The following is a 23429-nucleotide window of genomic DNA, read 5'->3' as shown; positions in this document are numbered from 1 at the left end:
GCAGTACCGGTCAAATCTGCGTGGCGCGATCACCCATCCATGGCATATCGGCCGAGGACGATTCGACTATGACGACGTATGCGCCTGTCACCATCCAGCAAGCACAGTTCCCGATCGTCGAATCGTTCACCCAGGACACTGTGACCAACCCGCACTGGCAGTTGCTGGGCAGCGCGCGGCTGAGCGGCGGCAGCCTGGAGCTCACGCCCAACGCCAATTCCCAGGCCGGGACGGCGTTTCTCGATCAGCCGTTCTCGTCCACGCTCGGCGTCACCATCGACTTCGACTACTCCTGTGAGGGAGGAGCCACGTTCGGCGACGGCTTCAGCGTCTACGTGATCGACGGCGCGCACACGACGCAGCCCGGCGGTCTCGGCGCTGCGCTCGGCTACTCCTGCACGAAGTCGTCACCGACGCACATCGTCGCCCCGGGAGTCACAGCCGGATTCGTGGGCGTCGGTTTCGACAACTTCGGGAATTTCGGCACACCGCTCGCCGGTACGGAAGGCGGCGCGCAACGACCCAACACCGTCGGGGTACGCGGAGCCGGTAGCCTGCGGGAGGGGTTCCGCTGGCTCACCGGCGTTCAGGTACCGGGCGGATTCCGCGGGTCGTGGGAGCACGGCGCTCACATCCAGATCTCCATCATCGGCGGCCGACTGACCGTTCGCCATGCCGACAAAGCCAACCCCAACGGCACCGTGTTGATCGACAACTTCGAGCTCGCAGGCGCCGCCGGTCAGCCACCCGTGCCGGAGACCTTCAAGCTGGGCTTCGCGGCCGGAACGGGCAGCGCGACCGCGTCTCACCGGATCAAGAACCTCAAGGTGACCCTGCCCGCGGAAATGCCGCTGCAGATGAGCGGCCCACAGACGGCGCAATCGGGCCACCGGATCGCCTACACCATCGGCGTACAGAATCTCGGCCCCAACGACGCCCCCGACGCCATGCTGCAGGGCGCTGTCCCGACGGAGCTGACCGACCTGGAGCTGACCTACCAGGCCGAGAACGGTGCCGTCTGCGGCCCCGGTTCGGTCCGGAACGGCTTGCACGTGCCGATCGACCTGCCCAAGGGTGGCAAGGCGATCATCAACCTGGCAGGCACCATCGACCCGCAGTACGAGGGCAGGCTCACCTGTACCAGCCTGATCACCTCCCCGTCCCGGGCCAATACCGCCAAGCAGCACTCCGGCTCGGTCACCACCGAGGTCGACCGGCCTCCCGTCACCGTCATGCCCGTGATCATGGGGCAGTGGGCCCAGACGTGGCCCGAGGACGCGCAGGGGTGGATCATCAGCTATGAACTCACGCTGGCCGCCCACGAGCAGCGGGTGGTGTGGTGGGAGATCCGCTTCGACGTACCGCCCGGAACCCGCATCAATCCTCAGCAGACTCAGTGGTACAAGGTGATCAAGGACGGAACCGACGGATCCGTCGTCATCGCTGCGCCGGACGACACCCACACGATCGAGCCCGGCACGCCGCTGCCTGTGTCCGTGCAACTGCTCTACCCGTCCCAGTACGAGGCCGGTGACGGCACCCTGCGCAACCTCCACGCCACCGAAGTAACCCGCCCATAGGAGACGCCACACAAGACCGCTGCCTCATATGAGGCAGCGGTCTTGCCATGCGCGGAATGCGTGCTCAGGAGAGTCGCCGTCCGCTGGCTCGATTCCGTCCCCAGTAACGCTCGCGGACCCGACCACGACGTCCTCGGTGACGTATGGCCCGTCGGGGGGCTTGTCCGTCCACTTTTGTCGTGTATGGAATGGGGATCAGGACATGGCTCTTCGCGAGCTCTTCGCGCGGCATCGCATAGCTTCGGCTGCTGCCGCACCGGCAGTGCTGGGGGTGGCGGCGGTGGTCGCCGCCTCGTTGGCACTGACATCTACGCCGGAAACCAGGGATACGCAGCTCACCACGTCCGTGACGGAATGCCACGACATGGTGACCATCTCGGTGGCCGGACGCAACGACACTCCTGTGGCGGGGACCACGAAAATGCTCGTGGACGCCAACGGTGATCCGTTGCCCGCCGCGCTGTCGGGTGACCACAGCAGTGAATGGGTGGATCCGGTCGTCAACGCACCGGCCGACGATGTCGAACCCGGCGCGTACGCCGCGGTGTACATCGCGTATCCGGCGAACATGGCCACCTACGAAGACGCCGTCAACGCCGGTGTCGCGAACACCGAGCAGGTGATGCGGGAGATCTCGCAGGCTTGCCCCGACACCAAGTTCTCGATCGTCGGATACAGCGAGGGCGCCGACGTCGTGCGCCGTGTCGCGATGAAGATCGGCCATCAGGAGGCCGGTCAGGACGGTGCATACGGAATCGTCGATCCGGCCGACGTCGTAGGTGTCGTCATCCTCGCCGATTCGGGCCGCTCGGCCGGAGACGGGCCGTTCCCCGGATCCAAGGACCCGTTCGGCAACCCCGATGGCTTCGACCAGCAGTATCAGAACGGCAGGAAACCGGTACCCGGACAAGGTGCGGTGCAGGGGACCAGCGGTGACTTCGGCGCACTGAACGGCAAGATCGCGTCGTTCTGCTCCGACGGAGACCTCACCTGCGCGGCCCCGGAGAACATCTCACTTCTGCAGTTGGTGGTCAACGTGGGCAGGCAGTTGAACGTCGACGCGCTGGAACGAGACGGGCTCACGCCTGCGACCGGGCAGGACGTCGCTGTGGCGCTCAGCCGGATCGCGCTGGCGGCGTTCGCCGATATCCAGTCGCAGCCGAACTGGATGCAGAGTGACGAGACGTTCTTGGAAGTGCTGCTGCGAGTGTCGGATCCGGCGTACAAGCCGGGTGAGACGAAGACCCCTGCGAAGGCGGACTCGATTTCGACCAGCGAAATGTCACCGCTGGCCTACCTGCCGCAGAAGGTGCTCAATGAGATCATCGGTCTGATCGTCACGAACCAGAACACGATTCCCGTGATTCTGAGCGACCCGTACAACCTCACGCTCGGACCCAACCACAGCGGTCACCACTTCGACTACTGGCACGACGCCGACCCTGCCGCGGGCAAGCCGCTGACGTCCGCGGAGTACGCGGCTGCCTGGCTCACCCACCTGGCGAAGCAGGCGCAGGCCGGTAAGCAGGTCGACCCGACGTCCAAGCCGCAAGAGGCGGATCTCGCGGCCGTGTACAAGGCGGTGGAGACTTCCTCGGCGGTCCCGACGACGGAACCCGTGAAGACCACGTCACCGACGACCACCAGCACCGCTCCCACGACGACCGATGCCGCTGACCGGCCGACGACGACGGTCCCGTCGTCGAGCGCCCCGAGCGCTACCTCGTCACCGCTGGTCACCACGCCGCCGGCTCCGTCTCCGGTCGCGTCGCCGGTGCAGACCACGGCGCCCACCACCACCATCGAACCGCCGACGACGACCACGCAATTCGCGGCACCGACCACCAGTACGACCGCGCGAACAACGAATTGATCGACCCGTCGGCCGCGATCGCGAAACGTGATCGCGGCCGACGGCGTTCGGTCGGACGAGCCGCAGTCGGCGCGTGTTCTGACTGCTCGACAGCGCAGCCGCGCCATCGCTTCGGCGAGTGGTGATCCGACTGGGGCCGTCGCCGTGCTTGCCGAACGGCGGACAGAGTCACACGTCAGGCGATGGCGTCGCGCAGGTGGCGGGCCAGCACTTCGACGCGGCGCTGTTGGAGATCGGCGAATTCTTCTGGGTGGTGGATCTCCACGCTCAGCCGTCCGGCGAAGGTGCTGATCACGCAGGTGCCGCCGCCCGGTTGCTGGGGGCGGCGGCCGGTCAGGTCCGGTTTCGCGAGCATGGTGGAGTGGAAGTCGTCGACGCGCAGCCCGTCGTGCTCGGGTAGCGGCGGGATGGTGCCCCAGTTGGTCGCGATGACGACGCCGGGCAGGGCGGGCCTGGGTGCGGCAGCCATGTCGGGGATGCTCAAGGGCGTGCGTTGCACGATGCCCGCGGCCAATCCGGCGTGCAGAGCTTCGCTGATGCCGCGCGCCGACTCCACCAATGTCACCTCCGATTCCGGTGACAGGTAGTTGGCGAAGCCGAGGACGTTCGTCCCTTCGGTGGCGTCGATTTCGGGGCTCACCCTGCCGCGCAGGTCGACGGAGTACAGGTAGAGCAGCCCCGTCAGCGGTAGTTCGCGAATCTCGGCTTCGGTACGCAACAGCGCCGCCGACACCAGGCCGTGCACCGTGACGTTCTCTCGATGTCCGAGTGCGACCAGCGCCGCGGTCTCTTCCTGGCTGAGTCGGCACCGGGTGGTGCGCAGGACCGGGTAGTCGTCGTCGCGCGGCTGCGGAACCGACGCGGCGGCGGGGGCTTCGCCGGGCGGCACAGAGCCGGGCAACGCCATCTTCTCGATGCCTCGCGCCGCCAGCAGGTGCTCCACCGGGTCGGGAAAGGCGTGCACCGGCAGTTCGGGGCTACCACCGCCGACCGCGTCCCGATACCCGGTCCAGAGCTCGGTGACGATGACGAACGCGTGATAGGCGTCGGCGACGCTGTGATGGATCATGAGCGTGACGCTCGCGGTATCGCCGTCGCGCACCACGCACAGCCCGCAAACGCCTCCGCGCTGGTCGAATTTGGCGCCGGTGAGCGCGAATTCGGGGTCGGCGTCGGCGACGAAGATCTCGGGCGTGGCATCCGTTACGGCGAAGACGTGACCGCCCTGTTCCGAGGACTCGATGCGGGCGCGCAGGATGGGATGCGCCCGGGAGACGGCCTCGAAGGCGGCCGTCAACGCCCGCAGGTCCAACCGGCCGCATACCCGTGCCGAATAACCGATGAAGACCTCGCCCGCGGCGAACATTTCCTCGCTCGGGGCAAGCCGGCGGATGACGTCGACCACGATGATGCATTCCCTTCGCTCCCGGCGAGACTAGCCCGAACATCTTGCCCGCGCGCACTATTCGCCGAAATCGGGCGAACGGGACAGCGACCGGACTTGTCACAAGCGGGAACCGGATCTGTCGGTCCCGTGGATAAGCTCCGAGTGGTCGAAAGGGAGGGGAGTATGTCGCGATCCGAGCGGCTTCGATCCGGCACCGAGCCGGTCGTCGGCCCGCGCCGAACGGCGGTCGCGCGATGACGCGCCGCGGGTGGGCGCTGTTCCTGGCGATGGGCGTTATCTGGGGCGTGCCGTACGCGATGATCCGCATCGCGGTGGAGGACCTCGACCCGATCGTGGTCGCGTTCGGCCGCACGCTGATCGGCGGCCTGCTGCTCGCGCCGGTCGCGCTGTATTCCGGCGTGCTGGTCCCGGTGTTGCGGCGGTGGCGGCCGCTGCTGTTCTACACCTTGGTGGAGATCAGCGGTCCGTGGTTGCTGATCGGGTACGCCGAGACCACGCTGAACAGCTCGACCGTCGGCTTGCTGATCGCCGCGGTGCCGCTGATCGCCGTGGTGATCGTGACCGTGCTCGGCCACGACCGGTTCGACGCACGCCGGATCACCGGCCTGCTCGTCGGGTTCGCGGGTGTCGCCGCGCTCGTCGGCCTGGACGTCGACCTGGGGAATCCGGCGGCGATCGCCGCGATCGGCCTGACCACGATCGGATACGCGGTGGGCCCCATCGTGATCGACCGGGCGCTGGCCGACCTGCCTCCGCTCGGTGTGGTGACCGGCTCGCTGCTGCTGGCCGCGGTGATCTACGCGCCGTTCGCGGGCCTGCGGTGGCCGTCGCACATCACCGCCGATTCGGCCTGGTCGGTACTCGGCCTCGCGGTGATCTGTACGGCCGTGGCGTTCCTGTTCTTCTTCGCGCTGATCGCCGAGGTCGGCCCGGCGCGCGCGACGGTGATCACCTACCTCAATCCCGCGGTGGCGATCCTGCTCGGCGTCACGGCGCTCGACGAGCCGCTGACCGCGGGCATGGCGATCGGCTTTCCCCTGGTCATCCTCGGTTCGGTGCTGGGCACCGCAGGGGGGCGCGGCCGGCGGGCGCTCGAGGAATCGACCGCGGCAGCCGCGCCGGAGGCAGCCGTTCCATTACCCGAGAGGTAATCGCCACGAAGCGCGTGCGCGCTGAGAATCAGTGCGTGCCGCACGATTGCGCGGCGTTGCCTCGAAAGGACCCGGCAGTGTCAGTCACCACGCCGACCACGCGAATGGTGGTCGAAGAGTTGTTGCGGCGAATCGGTTCCGGCGATCCGGAAGCCATCGCCGAGATGTACGCCGAAGAGGTGGATTGGCGGCTGGATTGGCCGGAGGCTGAGCACGGCCGCGCGGCGACGCCCTGGATCCGGCACCGTTCGACCCGGGCCGACGCCGCAGAGCATTTCCGCTCGATCGCCGAACATCATGTGCCGGAGGAGGTGGCCACCACCGTCGACGGCGTGCTCGTCGACGGCGCCGACGCCGTGGTGCTCGGGGAGATCCGGCAGACCGCGCGCCGCACCGGGCGTGCTTACCGCGCGCGGTTCGCGCTGCACCTGACGGTGCGGGATGGCCTGGTCATCCGGCACCACGTCTACGAGGACAGTCTCGCCGTCGCCCAGGCATTCGATCCGGTGGGATGAGTACGTAATACGCTGTTCGGAGTGCTGGACTCGAACGAAGACTTCGCAGACGAACTCGCCGATGTGACCGCCACCCGTACCGCGTACGACGAGGTGGCCGACCTCTATACCGACCTTGTCCGGCATCAACTCGCCGGCCAACCGCTCGACCGGGCGATGCTGGCCGTGTTCGCGGAATCGGTGGCCGACAACGGGTCCGGACCGATCGCCGATCTCGGTTGCGGGCCGGGTCGGATCACCGCACATCTGGCGTCGCTGGGGGCGGAGGTGTTCGGCATCGATCTCTCCCCGCGCATGATCGAGCTGGCCCGCGCGCAATATCCACAGCTGTCGTTCGAGCAAGGTTCCCTCGAGCAGCTACCGATGGGCAATGAAACCCTCGGCGGCATAGTGGCTTGGTATTCGTTGATCCACACCCCGCCGGAACGCGTGCCGCATGTGTTAGGCGAGTTCCATCGGGTACTCGCGATCAAAGGGCACGTGTTGCTGGCTTTCCAGGCGGCCGACTTGCCCGACACGGTGGAAGCGTTCGACCACAAGGTGACTCGCGCCTACCAGTGGGCGCCCAAACGCCTCGCGCGTCTGCTCGGCGCCGCCGGGTTCACCATGATCGCTCGCATGGTGCGCGAGCCGCGTCCCGAGGAGCGGTTCGGGCAGGCCTACCTGCTGGCTTCGAAGGATCGGTGATTCGCCGAACGCGGTTCATTCCGTCCGGGTAGGTTTGTCGTGTCGCGGCGGTTTCATGGCTGCGCGGGCCCGCCGACAACGTGGTCGATCTGAAATCCGAACTCTTCACCATGTCGTCAGGGGGCGACTCATCATGGAATTCATCGCGCCGGTCGATTCCGTCTTCTTGCTCGCCGAATCCCGCGAACAGCCGATGCACGTCGGTTCGCTGCAATTGTTCGAGCCGCCGGAGCAGGCGGGGAAGGACTTCGCCGCGCAAGTCCACGAGGAACTATTGCGCAACACCGACGTGGATCGGGTCTTTCGCAAGCATCCAGCGACGATCTTCGGATCACCGCAGATGGCTTGGACGTATGCCGAGGACGTGGAACTCGCCTATCACGTGCGGCGGCTGGCCGTGCCCGGTCCGGGCCGCATGGACCAACTCGTCGAGCTGGCGTCCGGGTTGCACAGCAGCTTGCTCGACCGGCATCGCCCGCTGTGGGAGTTCCATCTGATCGAGGGCCTCGCCGATGGCAGGTTCGCGCTGTATTCCAAAATGCATCACGCCTTGATCGACGGCATCTCCGCGCAACGCCTTCTGCGGCGCACGCTGACCAGCGATCCGTCCTCCACCGCGACACGGGTGCCGTGGCACCTGCCACGGGAAAAGCGCAGGGCCGGGTCCGGCTCGGGCGGTACGGCGCGGAATCTGATCTCCGCGGCGTCGTCCGGCGCGTCGCTGCTGCGCGCGGCGCGTACGGCCCTGGTGCGCCAGCAGCTGACCTTGCCGTTCGCCGCCCCACGCACCATGTTCAACGTGCCCATCGGCGGCGCGCGCCGCTCGGCCGTCCGATCCTGGCCGTTGGAGCGGCTGGAGCAGGTCAAGAAGGCAACCGGCTCGACGCTCAACGATGTGGTGCTCACCATGTCGGCGGGCGCACTGCGGCGGTACCTGATCGAACGGGACGCGTTGCCCGACAAACCGTTGATCGCGATGGTGCCGATGTCGCTGCGCGCCGAGGATGACGAGACCAACGGCGTGAAGGTGGGGGCGGTGCTGTGCAACCTCGGCACCGATATCGCCGATCCGCTGGAGCGCCTGCAGGTGGTCAGCGCGTCGATGCGGGACGGGAAGGACGTCTACCGCACGTTGTCGTGCAACCAGACGATGGCGCTGTCCGCGCTGATGCTCAGCCCGCTGGCCCTCAACCTCGTGCCCGCGCTGATTCCCTGGACGAATCCCACCTTCAACCTCGTCATCTCGAACGTGCCGGGACCGCGCGAACCCATGTACTGGAACGGTGCGCGCCTCGACGCGAGCTACCCGCTGTCCATCCCGTTCGACGGCCAGGCGGTGAACATCACGCTGACCTCCAACGCGGGCAATCTCGATTTCGGCCTGGTCGGCTGCCGCCGCAGTGTTCCGCAGCTGCCCCGCTTGCTCGATCACCTGGAGCAGTCCCTTGCCGAACTGGAGCGGGCCACCCCCTGACTCAGCATCGCATTCCGCAGAAAACTAGAACGTGTTACTGTCGATGCATGGTGCGAAGGCCAGTCGAGGAAGCCGCGGCCGCTTCATGGCGATATCTGCGGCTCGCGGTGGACTCGACGCGCAGCGGGCGCGCCGCGCCGAGCGTCACTTATGCAACTCGTTCTAGTACATCTGCGCCGCGCCGTTCGCGGCGGAGCAGTTAGGGAGACCAGCACGCCATGCGAACCGAAATCTGCGAACGGCTCGGGATCGAATTCCCCATCTTCGCCTTCACCCACTGCCGCGACGTGGCGGCCGCGGTCAGCAACGCGGGCGGACTCGGCGTGCTCGGCGCCGTCGGCTTTACCGCCGAACAGCTCGAGGTCGAGCTGGCCTGGCTGGACGAGCATGTGCAGGGCGTGTACGGCGTCGACCTGGTGATCCCCTCCAAGTACGAAGGCAAGGGCATCGATGGCCTGACTCCCGAGGAACTGGAAGCCAAACTCGCCGAGATGGTCCCGCAGGATCATCGCGACTTCGCGGAGAAGATCCTCGCCGACCACGGCGTGCCCAAGCTGCCGGACGGCGAGCACCACAACCAACTGCTCGGCTGGACCGCCACCACGGCGGGGCCCCAGGTGGAGGTGATTCTCCGGCATCCGAAGGCCAAGCTGGTCGCCAACGCCCTGGGCACTCCGCCCGAGGACGTCGTCAAGCAGGTGCAGGATTCCGGCAGGCTGATCGGCGCGCTGTGCGGATCGGTCAAGCACGCGCTCAACCACAAGCGCGCGGGCCTGGACTTCGTGGTGTGCCAGGGCACCGAGGGCGGCGGCCACTGCGGCGAGGTGTCCTCGCTGGTGCTGTGGCCGCAGGTCATAGATGCCGTCGGCGATCTGCCGGTGCTCGCCGCGGGTGGTATCGGCAACGGTCGTCAGGTGGCCGCCGCGATGGCGATGGGCGCCGCGGGCGCGTGGACCGGTTCGGTGTGGTTGACCGTCGAGGAGGCCAACGTCCCCCCCGCGCAGATGCAGAGCTACATCGAAGCCACCAGCCACGACACCGTTCGCTCGCGCGCCTGGACGGGTAAGCCCGCCCGCATGCTGCGCAACGATTGGACCGACGCGTGGGAGCAGGCCGACACTCCCGACCCGCTGCCGATGCCGTTGCAGATGATGGTCGCGTTGGACGGCGTGAAGCGAGGCCATCGTTATCCCGAGGCCGCCAAGGACGTCAACTTCAATCCGGTCGGCCAGATCGTCGGCATGATGAACCGGGTGGAGCGCTCCGCCGACGTGGTGAACCGGCTGATCCAAGAGTATGTCGAGGCGTGCGAGCGCCTCAACAAGCTCAACGGCGGAGCCTGAACTCGCGCTTGGCAAGTCGATGATGCCGTGCGGATCGGCCGTGCGGCATCCCACCGGCCGGAACAGGGTCACTGGAAGGCATCTGAGCGTACGCCGCATCGTCGTGCGGCGCGCGCTGTGATTGCTTGCCCCTGAGTCGGATCATCTCGACCGGCGTCGGCCTCGACAGTCCGCCTCCGCTATGCGCGCGCGCCCACCACATCACACGCTGAAGCCCAAAATGTCTGGGACAGGCTGCCGGGGCTAAAGCCGCGCACTCCCGCGTTTCGGCGCGCCCAGTAGAGATGGCGAAAAAAGCGCCCGCATCTGTCCCAGACGCATTGTGCAGTGTACGAAAACTAGGCGGTCGCGGCGTGGGATTCGTCGGCGCGCTCCCCGATCCCTGCCACCGATTCCTCGAACCGCGCGATGACCTTCTCGTGGTACATGCCGAACAGATCCTCGAACAGCGCCAGCTGAGCATCGCTGGGCCCGGCGCCGGAATCCCACACGGCGGCCAGCGCCCGCCAGATCAGAACGTGCAGGTCCGGTGCGCCCGCGAAATACGCATCGACCGCTTCCGGCACCTCGAGCACCATCTCGCCGATCGAGTTCAAGATCGCGCGCTGCATAGGGAGACCGAGCACGGTCAGCAATCTGCGCACCAGCGCGACCTCGAGCGCCAAAAGCTGCCGCAAGTCGGGAACATCTTGCCGAGCAATCGATTCGAGTTCATCGATGGCGGCCTTCAGTTCGGCCGAATCGATCCGTTGTTCGCCACCGGTGTAGGCGAGCAGCGTTTCGAGCACGAGATTGCGCTCGACGTCCACGATGTCGCGGAACATCTCTATCGCGATGTCCGGCATGGGAATCGAGAAACGGAACAGGTGGCGGTACACGTCCATCCCGCCGACCTCCCGGACGTCACGAATCGTGAATCCCTTGCCGCGCCGGGCTTCGACGAAGCCGTACGACTCCAGCCGACCGAGAGTCAGCTGCGCGGTCGCGCGGTTCATGTCGAATTCCTCGGCGACCTGACGCACCGACGGCATGAGATCCCCTGGCTGATATTCCCCCGCGGCAACCCGGCGCGCCAGCTCGTCGGCAACGTCGGCGACCACCGTCTGGGAACCCATCGAAGTCACCTTTCGACTACTTTCGAATACGTCCCAGACAGTCTAAGCCCTACTGTCCGGTACTGCATCTGTGTCACACTTGTGCGCGCGACTGTGAGGTGAGGCATGACCATCCGGCCCATCGGAGAGCGCCCCGAGGAGGGGTCCACGGGCAAGCGATCCCGGCTTTTCGCGTCGCGTTCGCATGGCAAACCTCCTGTTCACAGCGCTGTTCGCGGCGCGAAACTCGCCGCGCTGCCGATGGCGTTGGCCGGGCGACAGGCCGCGGGGGTCGGCAAGAGGGCACTCGGCAGATCGGCCGAAGAAGTCAATCGCGACATCCAGCTCCGCACCGCCCAGCACATTTTCGAGGTGCTCGGCGAGCTGAAAGGGTGTGCCGCGAAGCTGGGGCAGCTACTGGCCATCTACGAGCTGGCCCTGCCGCCGGACGTTGCGGAGCCGTACCGGATCGCGCTCAGCAGGCTGCAGGACGCCGCGCCCGCCATGCTGCCGCACATGGTGCATGCCGCCATGGCCGAAAGCATGGGCGCGGATTGGCGTTCCCGCTTCCGCGAATTCGACGATCGGCGCGCCGCCGCGGCCTCGCTCGGGCAGGTGCACCGCGCGGTCTGGCACGACGGCAGACCGGTCGCGGTCAAGGTGATGTACCCCGGCGGCAGGCAGGCGGTGGCGCGCGATCTGGATCAGCTGCGCCGGATCTCATATCTGGCAGCGGTATTCCTGCCCGGCGCGGACGTGAAGGCGGTGACCGAGGCGATCTGCGCGTCGGTGACCGGCGAGCTCGACTACGCGGCGGAGGCAACCCATCAGCGAGCTTTCGCCGCCGCCTACGCCGACGATCCGGACTTCTTCGTCCCGGATGTCGTCGCACAGCAGGGCGACGTACTGATCAGCGAATGGATCGACGGCACCCCGGTGCCGCGCATCGTCGCTACCGGCACACGGGCAGAGCGCGACCGGGTCGGCATGCTCATGGTCCGTTTCGTGACCTCCGGCTGGGGCCGTCACGGTTTGCTGTACGCCGATCCGCACCCGGGCAACTTCCGGGTGCTGCCCGACGGACGGCTCGGCGTAGTCGATTTCGGCGCGTGCTGCGCTTGGCCGCCCGCGGGCTTCGACGAGCTGACGCTCGAATGCTGCAAGGCGATCTTCCGAGGCGGGCCCGGCGAATTGGCCGCGGCCACGCGCAGGCACGGTTTCGTGGAAACCGGACGGGACCTCGACAGCGAGGCGCTCTACGCCGCGATCACACCCTGCGGTGAACCGCTCCGGCACGCCACCTACCGGCTCACCACGCGCTGGCTGCGCCGACAAGTGTTGCGCACCACGAACCCTCGCCTGACCAATGTGGTCCGTCAGATGACCATGCCCGCCTACTTCACGCCGTTCGCTCGCTCGTTCCTCACCCTGGTGGGAGTGCTCGGTCAACTGGAGACCGAAGGGCCTTTTCGCGACGAGATCGTCCGCTGGCTACCGGAATTGGGCGAGGCGTTCACCCCGGACGAAGCACCGGCGACCCTTCCGGTGACGGTAGACCTGGACACAGCGCGCAAGCGGCGGGCCGAGGCGGGCAACGGCGGCATGCCGGTCAGTTGAGCCCGATCCGCCAGGCCCGCAAGCTCATTCGATATGCTGACCATCGGACTCCTGCGAACCCAGCCGTAGGCAGCTCGCTGTCCCAGACAGAAGTCACGTTCTGGCTCGAACGAATCCGTGAGGCACCCGGAAACAGGCACGTCACCGAGACAACCACTCACGCCAGTGTGGCGCGATCAGCGCGGTGATCTCGTCGTAGCCCCTGGCCCCGGGATGCGCACCGTCGCCCGCGCGTACCTCGGCGGCCCACACCGTGTTGTCGCGCAACGCCTCGTGCACGCGCACAAAGGGCACGTCCGAAACGGCGCATGCCCGCGAGAACCGCTCCTCCAGCGCGGCGGTGCGGGCGTTGTGCTCGTCGTCCGCGATCGGCGGCGGGGCGACCATCAAGATGGGCCAGTGCCGCTCGGCCGCCTGCCCGAGCAGCGCGAGCAGGTTGGCCACCGACTCCTCGGGGCTCACCCGCGGGCCGCCGTTTTCGTACATTGCGTCGTTCACGCCGAACGAGAGCACGACCCTGCCGTCCGTGCCCTCCGGCAGCCGGGACGCGCATTCTGCGCCGAAGCGCTCCAGGATCTCGCTCGAGGTCTGCCCGCGCACCCCCAGGTTGTAGGCGGTCAGCGGCACGCCCTCCGCGTGCGCCGCGGACGCGAGCCGGCCTGCCCAGCCCAGGCAGCGCGGGTCGCCGACACCGGCGACGAACGAATCCCCGACGAAACACACACGCAGATCACGGCTCATCGCACGATCCTCGCAACGCGGAGACCGGCCCGCGCGTACCGGGTGCGGCCAATATGATCACGAGGTTCGACCGGGAGGGAGCAATGGTGACAACCGACTCGGAGCGCGCAGCGCCGGTTCCGCAGTGGTTCGCGGAGTTGTTCGCCCATCGACGTTGGATTCGCCGCAGCCGACCGTTTCCGCACGTGTACGCCCGCGACGTCTTCGTTCCCGAGTTCTATCAGCGGTTGGCCGACGAGCTGGAGCGGGTTCGCCGGGAGAGCCCGCAGCTGTTCGGTTCCGTCGCCGACGGTTACAGCGCCGACGGCATCCGATTGGCCGACCTGCGCGACGGCCCGATGGCGCTGTTCAGCTCGCGTGAATGGCACGACCTGGTCGCCCGGCTCGGCGGAGTCGACGCGACCGGCGACGTCGAGGGGTCGGTGCACCATCACGGGCCGGGCAGCCCGTTCGGCTGGTCGCACAACGACCTCAATCCGGCCTGGTTCCCCGGGCCGCCACCAGGCCGGGACGAAGTGCGCCTGCCCGACGGCACGGTCGACACCAAGACCGGAGCGCGAGCGCCCGGCGTCCGCGCGCGCGAGACCGTGCGGGCCGTCGCGGTGCTGTTCTATCTGGGCAATCCGGGATGGCAGCCGGGCGATGGCGGCGAGACCGCGCTGTACGACCACGTCGCCGAGGCGGCCGCGCTGCCGTCGGTAACCCTCGTGCCACCGCTGGACAATTCGCTCGTGCTGTTCGAAGTCACCCCGCGCAGCTGGCACACCTTCGCGGGTAACAATGTCCGAGATCGCAACAGTGTGGTGATGTGGGTGCATCGCACCAGGGCGGACGCCGAACGGCGCTGGGGAGGAGACAAGATTGTCCACTGGTGAACGCCGCGTCTGCCTGCTGACCGGGGCGAGCGGCACCCTGGGCGACGCCTTCTGCCAGGCCTACTATCGCGACTACGACATCGTCGCCGTGTGCCGCACGCGCACACCCGCGGTGCCGTCACAGCTGGAGTGGTACGTCGATCCGCTCGCGCCGGACGCGCCCGTTCCAGAGAACGATTCGCGCGTCTTCGTGGTCCGGTCGGATCTGACCCAGCCCGGCGAGGTGGAACGGGTGGTTGACCTGGCACTGGCCCGGTTCGGCCGGGTCGACTTGCTGGTGAACAACGCCGCGCACGTCCGGCTGCATCCGCGCGGCATCGTCGACGGCGACGCGGCGCTGGACGACTTCGATCCTCACTTCACCCTGAACGTCGCCGTGCCGCTGCGTTTTTCGACACGGCTGGCGCAGCGGTGCTGGTTGCACGCGGGCCAGGAGAATCGCGCGCGCAACCGCAACATCGTCAACGTATCGAGCATTTCCGGGTCGGAGGTCTATCCGGGGCAGACCTTGTACTCCGCGTCGAAAGCCGCGCTCGATCAGCTCACCCGCAACCTCGCCGCCGAGTTCGCCGAGTTCGGCGTGCGCGTGAACGCGATCGCGCCCACCACTTTTCCCGTGCTGGTCCCCACCGAGCGAGTCGCCCGCGCGATCGTCGAGCTCGACGCGGGCGACCGGTCCGGCGGCGTGTACGGGGTCGGCGTCGACCCGGACCGAGCCGACAGCATCTCCCTGCGGCTCGCCGACGCCGAAACGTAAGCCGTATGCCGTATGCCGTATGCCGTATGCCGTATGCCGTATGCCGATTATTCGCTCGACGCGAGCCCGGTGGCCTGCTCGGACAGCGTCCACAATCGCCGCGCGAGATCGGCGTCGACCGCCTGCTTGTTGCTCGGCGCCTCCAGTTCGAAGCGGTGGAAGTACCGGCCGTTGATCGCCGCGCCGTCGGCGGTGGTGGCCAGGTGCACCAGCGGCTCGGCGCCCTTGTCCGGGCGGATGAAGAACGGGCGCGCCAGGGGAGACCGGATGAACCAGCCGAGGCCGAAGGGGGCGTTGTCGTAGACGTGGGTGGCGACCACACCGGGATGGAAGGCCGCGGTGGTGAGTCCGGTGCCCTCCGTGCGGCGGGCCAATTCCCTGGTGAACAGGATGTTCGCCAGTTTGGATGCGCCGTACGCGCCGAGCTGGCTGAACGAGCCCGTCGCCGCGTTCGCCGTGTCGAGGTTCAGCTCGGCCATCCGGTAGGTCATGCTCGCGGTGTTGACCACCCTGGCCTGCGCCTGGGTCAAGCGCTCCAGCAGCAGGTTGGTCAGCAGGAACGGCGCCAGGTGGTTGACCTGGAAGGTGAGTTCGTTGCCGTCGTCGGTGACGGTGCGCTTGGGCCACGCGCCGCCGGCGTTGTTGGCCAGCACATCGATCCTGGGGTACCGGTCGAGCAGCTGATCGGCCAGCTTGCGCACGTCGTCGAGCCGGGCGAAGTCTGCTACGAACGGCTGCGCGCCCGCCTTCGCCGCCACCTCGGCCGTCCGCTCCGGCGATCGGCCGACGACCGCGACGGTGGCCCCGCGCGCCGCGAGCCGCTGCGCCGCCGCCGCGCCGATGCCCGAGCTGGCGCCGGTCACCACCACTGTCTTTCCGGTCAGGTCCTGCTGTAGCTGGTCCTGCGCTGCCATTCCTGCCTCCCGAGCATCGTTTACCTGACCCGATCGTCTTCGGCTCGCGTGTATTCGGCAAGCACCGACGCGCCCGAGCAGTGCTCGGCGATCTCGTCGCTGGTCGTCAGCCATACCCCTGGGTGATTCGCCACGTAGTCGAGCGCCTGATCGAGGTATTTGATCCGGAACGCCTGCCCGATCACGAACGGGTGCAGGGCCAACGCCATGACCCGGCCGCTGTCGGCCGACTCGGCGTAGAGCTGGTCGAGTTGATCGCGGACGATCCGCACGAAGTCCGGTCCACTGGTGGCCTTGCCCAGGAAAAGCGTGTTGTCGTTGAGTTCCACCGAGTAGGGGACGCTGAGCAGGCCGGGTACCGACAGCGGATAAGGCTGGTCGTCGTTGGTCCAGTCGAGCACGTAGCCGAGGCCGAGTTCGGCCAGCAGCGCCGGGGTCTGGAAGGACTCGGTGAGCGCGGGCCCCATCCAGCCGCGCGGCCTGCTGCTGGTCGCCTGTTCGATGGTCGCGACCACGTCGGTGAGATACGCCCGCTCCTCGTCCACCGGAAGGTCGGCCTGGAAGATCGAGTTGTTCTTCCCGTGCGCGACCCACGCCCAGTTCCGACGCACACCGGCCGCCACGATCTGCGGATTGTGTTCGACGACATCGGAATTGAGCAGCGCGCTGGCACGGACGCCGTGCCGGTCGAGGACTTCGATCACCCGCCAGATGCCGACTCGCGGTCCGTAATCCCGCCAGCCGTAGTTCAGCGGGTCGGGCGCGAGCCCGGCGGTGCCGGGAAAGATGCTCGTCGACGGACGGTCCACCTGATAGTGCTCGACGTTGAGCCCCACATAGAACGCGACACGAGCGTCGCCGGGCCACCGCAGCGGCGGGCGGTCGACGATCGGGCTGTAGTGGAAAAGTTCGTTGTCCATGCCCTCATGCTCGAACTTGACACTGGTGTGAGGATCAACCTGGAAGATAGTGATATAGGGCACATCCGCTGAGCGATACACGCCACCACCGGCGCGTCGTCGTGTCTATCGGCCGGTATCGTGCAGCGAACCTACAAACCGGTACGGCCTGAAGTGCCGGAGAGGCGGAGGAGCACCGGAACGCGGGTCCCGCGCCACCCTAACCGGTACGGCCTGAAACCCGGAGAGGCTGGGAAGCATGCGAGTGGACGGGCGGGAGATCCCGGTCACGGGGAGCTTGCTGCAGCCGCTGATCCGCCGGACGAGCGATATCGTCCGCGTCGTCCTGGCGGCGATCTGGGTGGCGGTCGTGATCGCGGCGTCGCTGATCACCCGCCCGGAGTGGCTGGATTTGGAGCGCTCGGTCTCCAACATCGTCGGCTTCCTCAATCCGGACCAGTCGAACCTGGTGTATCTGGTCTACGGCATGGCGATTCTCGCGTTGCCGTTCGCGATCTTGATCGAGCTGATCATCGGCAGGCAGTGGAAGCTGCTCGCCGGCTATGCCGCGGCCGGGGCCGTCGCCGGACTGCTGCTGTCCATCACGGGCACCGGGCTGTCCGCGCCGAAATGGCATCTGCAGGTGCCGGACCGGCTGGACACCTTCCTGTCCCAGTTCCTGGACGATCCGCGCTGGATCGCGATGATCGCCGCGATGCTCACCGTCGCCAGCCCGTGGCTGCCCATCCGGCCGCGCCGCTGGCTGTGGTTCCTGCTGCTGGCCTTCGCGCCGATCCACCTCGTGGTCAGCACCGTCGTGCCCGCGCGGGCGATGTTCGGCCTGGCGGTCGGCTGGCTGGTCGGCGCGGTGATCGTGCTGGTGGTCGGCACGCCCGCGCTGGAGGTGCCACTCGACGCCGCCGTTCGGGTGCTGGCCGGACGCGGCCACACGGTCACCGCGTTCACCGTGGTGCATCCGGCGGGGCGCGGGCCGTTGCTGCTCGCCGCCGCCACCGAGGGCCCGGAGCGTGAGCTGGTCATCGAGATGTTCGGTAAGAACCAGCGCAGCTTCGGCGCGCTGCGACAGTTGTGGCGCTGGCTGACGTTCCGCTCCAGTGAGACCGCTGCCATTCACGGCTCCATGTACCGGGTGGTCGAGCACCGCGCACTCATGGCGATCGCGGTCGGCGAACTCGGTCTGGGCAGCGGTAGCCCCGTCGCGGTAGCCGCGCTCTCCCGTGGCTGGATGTTGTACGCGCGCACCCGGCCCCGGGGCAAGCCCCTCACCGAACAGCCCGCCGAGGTGCTGCCGGGCGTGTGGCGAGCGCTCGACACCTTGCACCGGAAACAGATCTCGCACGGCGACCTGCGACCGATCGACATCCGCGTCGAGGACGGGGTCACGCTGTTCTGCGGCTTCGGCAACGCCGAGTACGGAGCCTCGGACCCGCAGCTGCAATCCGATATCGCCCAGCTGCTGGTGACGACCACCGCGACGTTCGGCAAGGAGCCCGCGGTGCGCGCGGCTATCGAAACCCTCGGCGCCGCGCGGGTGCTCGCCGCGGCGAGCCGATTGACCAAGTCGGCCATACCGACCGGGATCCGCAAGGCGGTCCCCGGATGGAAGGCCGCGCTGTCGGACGCACGCGACGAGGTACGCAAGCAGACCGGGCAGGATCGGATCGAAGCCGAGCAGATCACCCGGTTCTCCCGGAACCAGATCATCCAGCTGGTGCTGCTGATCGCGCTGGTGTATGTCGCATACCCGTTCATCAGCGCGGTGCCGACCTTCTTCACCCAGTTGCGAACGGCGAACTGGTGGTGGGCGTGGTTCGGGCTCGCGGTCTCGGCGTTGACCTATGTCGGCGCGGCGGCGGCGCTGTGGGCCTGTGCCTCCGGTGCGGTGAGCTTCCGCAATCTGGTGATCATGCAGGTCGCCAACACCTTCGCCGCGACGACCACCCCCGCGCGGGTCGGAGGGCTGGCGCTGAGCGTGCGCTTCCTGCAGAAGGCAGGCGTGGGCGCGGTGCGTGCCACGGCCGCGGTGGCGCTGCAACAGGCCGTACAGGTGATCACCCACGTCAGCCTGCTCCTCGCGTTCAGCATCCTGGCCGGTACCTCGACGGATCTCTCGCACTTCGTCCCCGACGCCACGGTGCTGTATCTGGCGGCCGGTGTCGGCGTCGGCATCGTCGGCACGTTCATGTTCGTGCCGAAACTGCGCCGCTGGCTGAACAACGCGGTGCGGCCGCAACTGCAGGAAGTGCTCGGCGAGCTCGCCGACCTCGCCCGCGACCCCAAACGGTCGGCGGTGATCGTGCTCGGCTGCGCGGCGATCACCCTCGGCATGGCCGGCGCGTTGTGGGCGAGTGTGGAGGCGTTCGGCGGCGGTACCACCTTCATCACCGTCACCATCGTCACCATGATCGGCGGCACCCTGGCCTCGGCTGCGCCGACCCCGGGCGGCGTCGGCGCGGTCGAGGCCGCGCTGATCGGTGGTCTGGCCGCCTTCGGCCTGCCGGCGAACATCGCGGTGCCCTCCGTGCTGCTGTATCGCGTGCTGACCTGCTGGCTTCCGGTGTTCTGCGGCTGGGCCACCATGCGCTGGATGGCGAAGAAGGATCTGATCTGAGCGAGCCGCCCCGCGCGTGGACGGGCTCGCCCGACCACGCCCTTACGGCTTGGTAGCCAGCAGAACACCGGTCGACGGACGCACCGCGACGAAGTCGACGTCCTCGAATCCGTTCGAGCACAGCATGTCTCGATACCGGCGAATGTCGATGCCGTCCACTGGATCACCATGGTCGGTCGTGTTGTCGTGCGTGCGGTGGGCCGCGAACCGTGCCATGACGCGCACCGTGGCGGTGAGCAACGGACCGGTCGGATGCGTGTCGGCGAGCAACAATCGACCGCCCGGCCGCAGCACCCGGAACATCTGCGCGATGGCGTCGCCACGGTGTGCCGCCGGAATGTGATGCATCGCGAAAGTCGAGGTCACCAGGTCCACGGACGAGTCGGGCAGCGGAAGCGCTTGCGCCGTACCGAGCTCGAATCGGCAGTTCTCCAGGTCACGGGTGCGCGCGGTCGCATAGTCGATCATCTGCGGCGACGGGTCGACTCCCGTGACCCGGCCCGCGCGCCGGGCAAGCACGCGAGCGAAGTCACCGGGGCCGCAGCCGACGTCGGCGACCTCGGCGCCGGGAGCCGGACAGGCCAGCTCCGCGAGCCGGGCGTCGAGGCGACCGCCGCGGCCGAGCAGGAAAGCGGCCTTGAGCGCGCGGTAGCGGCGCGGCTGGGTGAGCAGCACGCCGATGTCGTCGTGGGAGTTGGTGGCAGACTGGAGTTCGTTTCCGGACATAAGTTCAGGATCGGTCGATATCGCCGCGCCGACCAGGGCCAATGTCACCGAAAAGGTCCGGAAGCGGACGCATACGAGACATTTGTTCGGGAGGTGCCGTGCCGGGAGAGCAGGACATCGCAGAGGGCGCGGATCGCCGGGTCCGGCGCACTCGGGCGCTGCTGCACAGGGCGCTGGTCGAGCTCATGGTCGAAGGCAATTACGACCGGATCACCGTCCGCGACATCCTGGAACGGGCGGACGTCGGGCGATCGACGTTCTACGCGCATTATCGGGACAAAGACGATCTGCTGCTGCGCAGCAGCACCGACTACCTGCGCGCCGCCATGTCCGCGGCGGAAACGGGCAAGGGATCCACCGAACTGCTCGCGCCGGTACGCACGCTGTTCGGGCTGGCGGTCGACAATCCCGAGATCTACCGCGCACTACTCGGCCGCAAGAGCGGGACCGTGCTGCTGCGCACGACCAGGGTGATGGTCGCGCAGATCCTCGCCGAGCGGCTGGAGCACCGGCTGGACATGCCGGAGGACGAGTTCACGACCACCGTGACCTTCTTGTCCTGGGGTGTCGTCGGCCTGCTCGGGGCGATCGCGGAGGGAACTCCACCGCTCTCGGCAGAGGAGGCGTACCACCGAGTGGTCGGCCTGATCGGTCCCGGATTGACCGATCGCGCGCGCGACTGAATCGGATCCCGCCGCCTTGATCAGCCACGACAAGACGAATCGGCCAGGGCGAGCGGCCCTGGGGACTACGCCGTCGCGGCGAGAACTCTGGTCAGCGGCTGACCAGTTCCAGCGCCTGTGTGGCGCTCATACTGCCCGCCGTGACGAGTTCGAGGTTGCCCAGCGCGGCTTCGTGTGCTTCCGGGGTGGCGGCGGCCACGCAATCGGCCACCGGGTGCACGATGAAGCCGAGGTCGGTGCCGTGCCGGGCGGTCTGCTCGACGGTGAGGTTGGTCGCGACGCCCGTGACGAAGAGGGTCTCGATGCCTTGGTCCGCCAGCCACTCCGGCAGCTTGCTGCCCGCGAGGCCGGACAGTTTCTGGTTGTCGAAGACTTCCGTCGGCTGCGCTGCCATCTCCGGAATGATCGCGGTGCCGGGCGAATCGGGCCGGAACTCGGTCTGCGCCGCGCCGACCGAGCGCATGAATCCGGTATTGCGTACCAGCTCACCCTCGCCGACCGGAATGGTGAACCGGGTGAAGATCACCGGGATTCGCGCCGCGAGCGCGGCGGCGTGGAAGTCCGCCGCCCGCGCCACCACACCGCTCGCCGCCACGGGCGCGGCCAGCATGGGACCGAAAAAGCCCTCGGGCCGAATGACATTCACCTGCCAGTGCAACGCCAGCACGGCGGCGCGGATGCGTCGGATCGCCATGCGACGACCTTACGCATCCACGCCCGCGCGCATCGTCCGATTCACGTGAAACGAACGCACCCGACGTTCAGGACGAATAGTCCTTGCGCAATTGCACTTTCACCACCTTGCCGCTGGCGTTGCGCGGCAGCTCGGACACCAGCACCAGATCCTTGGGATGCTTGTAACGGGCCAGGTTCTCGTTGAGGAACGGTTCCAGCTCGGCGAGGGTCAGCTCGTCGTCCGGATTGTGCAGCGCGACCACCGCGACCGGCACTTCACCCCACTTCTCGTGCGCGCGGCCCAGCACCGCCGCCTCCCGGATCTTCGGGTGCGCGAACAGGACGTTCTCCACCTCAGCGCAGTAGATGTTCTCGCCACCGGAGATGATCATGTCCTTCTTGCGGTCCACTACGTAGACGAATCCCTCTTCGTCCTGACGGACCAGATCGCCGGAGTGGAACCAGCCGCCCGCGAACGCCTCGGCGGTCGCCTCCGGCTTGTTCCAGTAGCCCTGCATGAGAGTCGGCCCGCGGTAGACGATCTCACCCACCTCGCCGGGGGCGACGTCGTTCATCTCGTCGTCGACGATGCGCGCCTGGATGGTCGGGATGGGCTTGCCGACCGAGCCGAGCTTGCGGATCGCGTCCTTGCCCTCCAGCACACAGGTGATCGGCGACATCTCCGTCTGCCCGAACACCGCGACGTTGAACGCGTTCGGGAAGCAGTCGGCCATCGCGCGCAGCACCGTGTCCGAGGCGGGCGCGGCGCCCCAGCTGAGTACCTCCAGCGCGAGCTTGCGGTCCTTCACGGTCGGATGGTCGCAGACCAGCTGCCACTGCGCGGGCACGCAGAAGGCGGTGGTGGCCTGCTCCTGCTCGAGCGCGTCCAAGAACTCACCCGCGTCGAAGGCACCCAGCGGGTGCAGCACCGTCTTCGAACCGAGCAGAAAAGCCGGGGCGAGACTGCCGAGTCCGGCGATGTGGAACAGCGGCGAGGTGCACAACCCGATCGACTCCGGTTGCATCGCCAGCGCCCGGATACAGGTCAGCGCCTGGGCGTTCATATTCGCGTAGGTCAGCACCGCGCCTTTCGGGCTGCCGGTGGTGCCCGAGGTGTACATGATGAGACTGGGCGTGTCCTCGGGAATGTCCAGCGGGAGGTGCGGCTCACCCGGTTCGGCGAGCAGGTCGTCGAAACCGACCACGCCGTCGCCGGAAGCGCCGCCGATCACCACGCAGGTCTCCAGCGCGGGCGCCTGCGCCCGCACCGCGGTGGCCAGCGGCTGCAGCACGGTGTCGGTGACGACCGCCTTGGCTCCGCTGTCGCTGACGATGTAGGCGACCTCCGGCGGCGTGAGCCGGAAGTTCACCGGGACCGCGACCGCGCCCAGCGCGTTGATGCCGAACACTGCCTCGAGGTACTCCGGGTAGTTCAGCGCCAGGATCAGCACCCGGTCGCCGAACCCGACACCCCGGCGCGCCAATCCGTCGGCGAACTTCAGCGACCGCTCGTGCAACTGCCGCCAGGTGGTGTCCACGCCGCGGAACCGCACCGCGACCGCGTCCGGGCGCATCTGCGCGTGCACGGCGACCTGGTTGTTCCAGTGGTTACGCCGCGACCTGATCGGCTCGTCGAGCACTACTGCCCCGGTGGTCATTGCCACGAACTCCTCTCGGACCGCCATCGGCCCGCCGGGATGTCCGACGGCGGCGACGGGCTGAATCGCGTGCAGAATAACAACTAACATAATCGCGCGGCAAGAGATTGCCGTATGAATCCCGGTT

At 67.7% G+C, this 23429-nt stretch carries 20 protein-coding genes; 12 read left to right on the top strand and 8 right to left on the bottom strand.

The window, feature by feature from the left end:
• Positions 1–68 precede the first annotated feature (68 nt).
• Together GVY39_RS11485 and GVY39_RS11480 are read left to right on the top strand one after the other, a co-directional pair.
• The gene (locus tag GVY39_RS11485; protein ID WP_159923422.1) at positions 69–1580 is read left to right on the top strand and encodes a DUF11 domain-containing protein; all 1512 of its coding nucleotides are present in this window, start codon (positions 69–71) and stop codon (positions 1578–1580) included.
• Positions 1581–1782: 202 nt separating this feature from the next.
• A complete protein-coding gene (locus tag GVY39_RS11480) occupies positions 1783–3453 on the top strand; it encodes a cutinase family protein (RefSeq protein ID WP_159923424.1) in 1671 nt (556 codons plus the stop codon).
• Positions 3454–3628: 175 nt separating this feature from the next.
• On the opposite strand, the gene GVY39_RS11475 is transcribed toward GVY39_RS11480, so the two are convergent.
• Positions 3629–4858 carry an acyltransferase gene (locus GVY39_RS11475; protein ID WP_159923426.1) on the bottom strand — a complete coding sequence of 410 codons (1230 nt, stop codon included), beginning with the start codon at positions 4856–4858 and terminating at the stop codon, positions 3629–3631.
• A gap of 236 nt (positions 4859–5094) precedes the next feature.
• Between GVY39_RS11475 and GVY39_RS11470 the strand changes: the two genes are divergently transcribed.
• The 5 genes from GVY39_RS11470 to GVY39_RS11450 all read left to right on the top strand — a co-directional run bounded on the left by GVY39_RS11470 (position 5095) and on the right by GVY39_RS11450 (position 10031).
• Entirely contained in the window at positions 5095–6012 is a 918-nt protein-coding gene (locus GVY39_RS11470) for a DMT family transporter (protein WP_159923428.1), read from the top strand.
• A 77-nt stretch (positions 6013–6089) separates the two neighbouring features.
• Positions 6090–6527 (top strand): nuclear transport factor 2 family protein, encoded by a 438-nt coding sequence (locus tag GVY39_RS11465; RefSeq protein WP_236565409.1) that lies wholly within the window; start codon positions 6090–6092, stop codon positions 6525–6527.
• Positions 6528–6548: 21 nt separating this feature from the next.
• Positions 6549–7214 (top strand): class I SAM-dependent methyltransferase, encoded by a 666-nt coding sequence (locus GVY39_RS11460; protein ID WP_201295205.1) that lies wholly within the window; start codon positions 6549–6551, stop codon positions 7212–7214.
• Between the two features lie 133 nt (positions 7215–7347).
• Positions 7348–8688: a wax ester/triacylglycerol synthase family O-acyltransferase gene (locus GVY39_RS11455; protein WP_159923430.1), complete on the top strand. Its 1341-nt coding sequence runs from the start codon at positions 7348–7350 to the stop codon at positions 8686–8688.
• 218 nt (positions 8689–8906) lie between these two features.
• A complete protein-coding gene (locus tag GVY39_RS11450; protein ID WP_159923432.1) occupies positions 8907–10031 on the top strand; it encodes a nitronate monooxygenase family protein in 1125 nt (374 codons plus the stop codon).
• 338 nt (positions 10032–10369) lie between these two features.
• On the opposite strand, the gene GVY39_RS11445 is transcribed toward GVY39_RS11450, so the two are convergent.
• A complete protein-coding gene (locus GVY39_RS11445) occupies positions 10370–11146 on the bottom strand; it encodes a GntR family transcriptional regulator (protein ID WP_159923434.1) in 777 nt (258 codons plus the stop codon).
• A gap of 105 nt (positions 11147–11251) precedes the next feature.
• Here GVY39_RS11445 and GVY39_RS11440 point away from each other — a divergent pair, with 105 nt between their 5' ends.
• Positions 11252–12742 (top strand): AarF/ABC1/UbiB kinase family protein, encoded by a 1491-nt coding sequence (locus GVY39_RS11440; protein ID WP_236565410.1) that lies wholly within the window; start codon positions 11252–11254, stop codon positions 12740–12742.
• 141 nt (positions 12743–12883) lie between these two features.
• Here the strand turns inward: GVY39_RS11440 and GVY39_RS11435 are convergent, their stop codons facing one another.
• Entirely contained in the window at positions 12884–13483 is a 600-nt protein-coding gene (locus GVY39_RS11435; RefSeq protein WP_159923436.1) for a GDSL-type esterase/lipase family protein, read from the bottom strand.
• An 83-nt stretch (positions 13484–13566) separates the two neighbouring features.
• Between GVY39_RS11435 and GVY39_RS11430 the strand changes: the two genes are divergently transcribed.
• Together GVY39_RS11430 and GVY39_RS11425 are read left to right on the top strand one after the other, a co-directional pair.
• Complete coding sequence (locus GVY39_RS11430; protein ID WP_159923438.1) at positions 13567–14358, top strand: 2OG-Fe(II) oxygenase; 792 nt, start codon at positions 13567–13569, stop codon at positions 14356–14358.
• A complete protein-coding gene (locus GVY39_RS11425; RefSeq protein ID WP_236565411.1) occupies positions 14345–15115 on the top strand; it encodes an SDR family NAD(P)-dependent oxidoreductase in 771 nt (256 codons plus the stop codon). The genes GVY39_RS11430 and GVY39_RS11425 overlap by 14 nt, the downstream gene beginning before the upstream one ends.
• 47 nt (positions 15116–15162) lie before the next feature.
• On the opposite strand, the gene GVY39_RS11420 is transcribed toward GVY39_RS11425, so the two are convergent.
• Together GVY39_RS11420 and GVY39_RS11415 are read right to left on the bottom strand one after the other, a co-directional pair.
• The gene (locus GVY39_RS11420; protein ID WP_223519588.1) at positions 15163–16029 is read right to left on the bottom strand and encodes an SDR family NAD(P)-dependent oxidoreductase; all 867 of its coding nucleotides are present in this window, start codon (positions 16027–16029) and stop codon (positions 15163–15165) included.
• A 20-nt stretch (positions 16030–16049) separates the two neighbouring features.
• Positions 16050–16949, bottom strand: a complete 900-nt coding sequence (locus tag GVY39_RS11415) for a polysaccharide deacetylase family protein (protein WP_159923440.1) — start codon at positions 16947–16949, stop codon at positions 16050–16052.
• A 238-nt stretch (positions 16950–17187) separates the two neighbouring features.
• Here GVY39_RS11415 and GVY39_RS11410 point away from each other — a divergent pair, with 238 nt between their 5' ends.
• On the top strand, positions 17188–19560 hold the full coding sequence (locus tag GVY39_RS11410; protein WP_159923442.1) for a lysylphosphatidylglycerol synthase transmembrane domain-containing protein: 2373 nt from the start codon (positions 17188–17190) through the stop codon (positions 19558–19560).
• 42 nt (positions 19561–19602) lie between these two features.
• On the opposite strand, the gene GVY39_RS11405 is transcribed toward GVY39_RS11410, so the two are convergent.
• Entirely contained in the window at positions 19603–20286 is a 684-nt protein-coding gene (locus GVY39_RS11405; protein WP_159923444.1) for a class I SAM-dependent methyltransferase, read from the bottom strand.
• Between the two features lie 98 nt (positions 20287–20384).
• On the opposite strand from GVY39_RS11405, the gene GVY39_RS11400 reads away from it, so the two are divergent.
• Positions 20385–20969 (top strand): TetR/AcrR family transcriptional regulator, encoded by a 585-nt coding sequence (locus GVY39_RS11400; RefSeq protein WP_236565412.1) that lies wholly within the window; start codon positions 20385–20387, stop codon positions 20967–20969.
• Positions 20970–21060: 91 nt separating this feature from the next.
• Here GVY39_RS11400 and GVY39_RS11395 read toward each other — a convergent pair whose 3' ends face one another.
• Together GVY39_RS11395 and fadD5 are read right to left on the bottom strand one after the other, a co-directional pair.
• Positions 21061–21663 (bottom strand): cysteine hydrolase, encoded by a 603-nt coding sequence (locus GVY39_RS11395; protein ID WP_159923448.1) that lies wholly within the window; start codon positions 21661–21663, stop codon positions 21061–21063.
• A gap of 67 nt (positions 21664–21730) precedes the next feature.
• Positions 21731–23302: a fatty-acid--CoA ligase FadD5 gene (gene fadD5, locus GVY39_RS11390; protein WP_159923450.1), complete on the bottom strand. Its 1572-nt coding sequence runs from the start codon at positions 23300–23302 to the stop codon at positions 21731–21733.
• Positions 23303–23429: the final 127 nt, after the last annotated feature.

The sequence above is a fragment of the Nocardia sp. CY15 genome (genome assembly GCF_009829295.1).
Classification (GTDB): Bacteria; Actinomycetota; Actinomycetes; order Mycobacteriales; family Mycobacteriaceae; genus Nocardia; species Nocardia sputi.
This window is presented reverse-complemented; position numbering and strand designations above follow the sequence as displayed.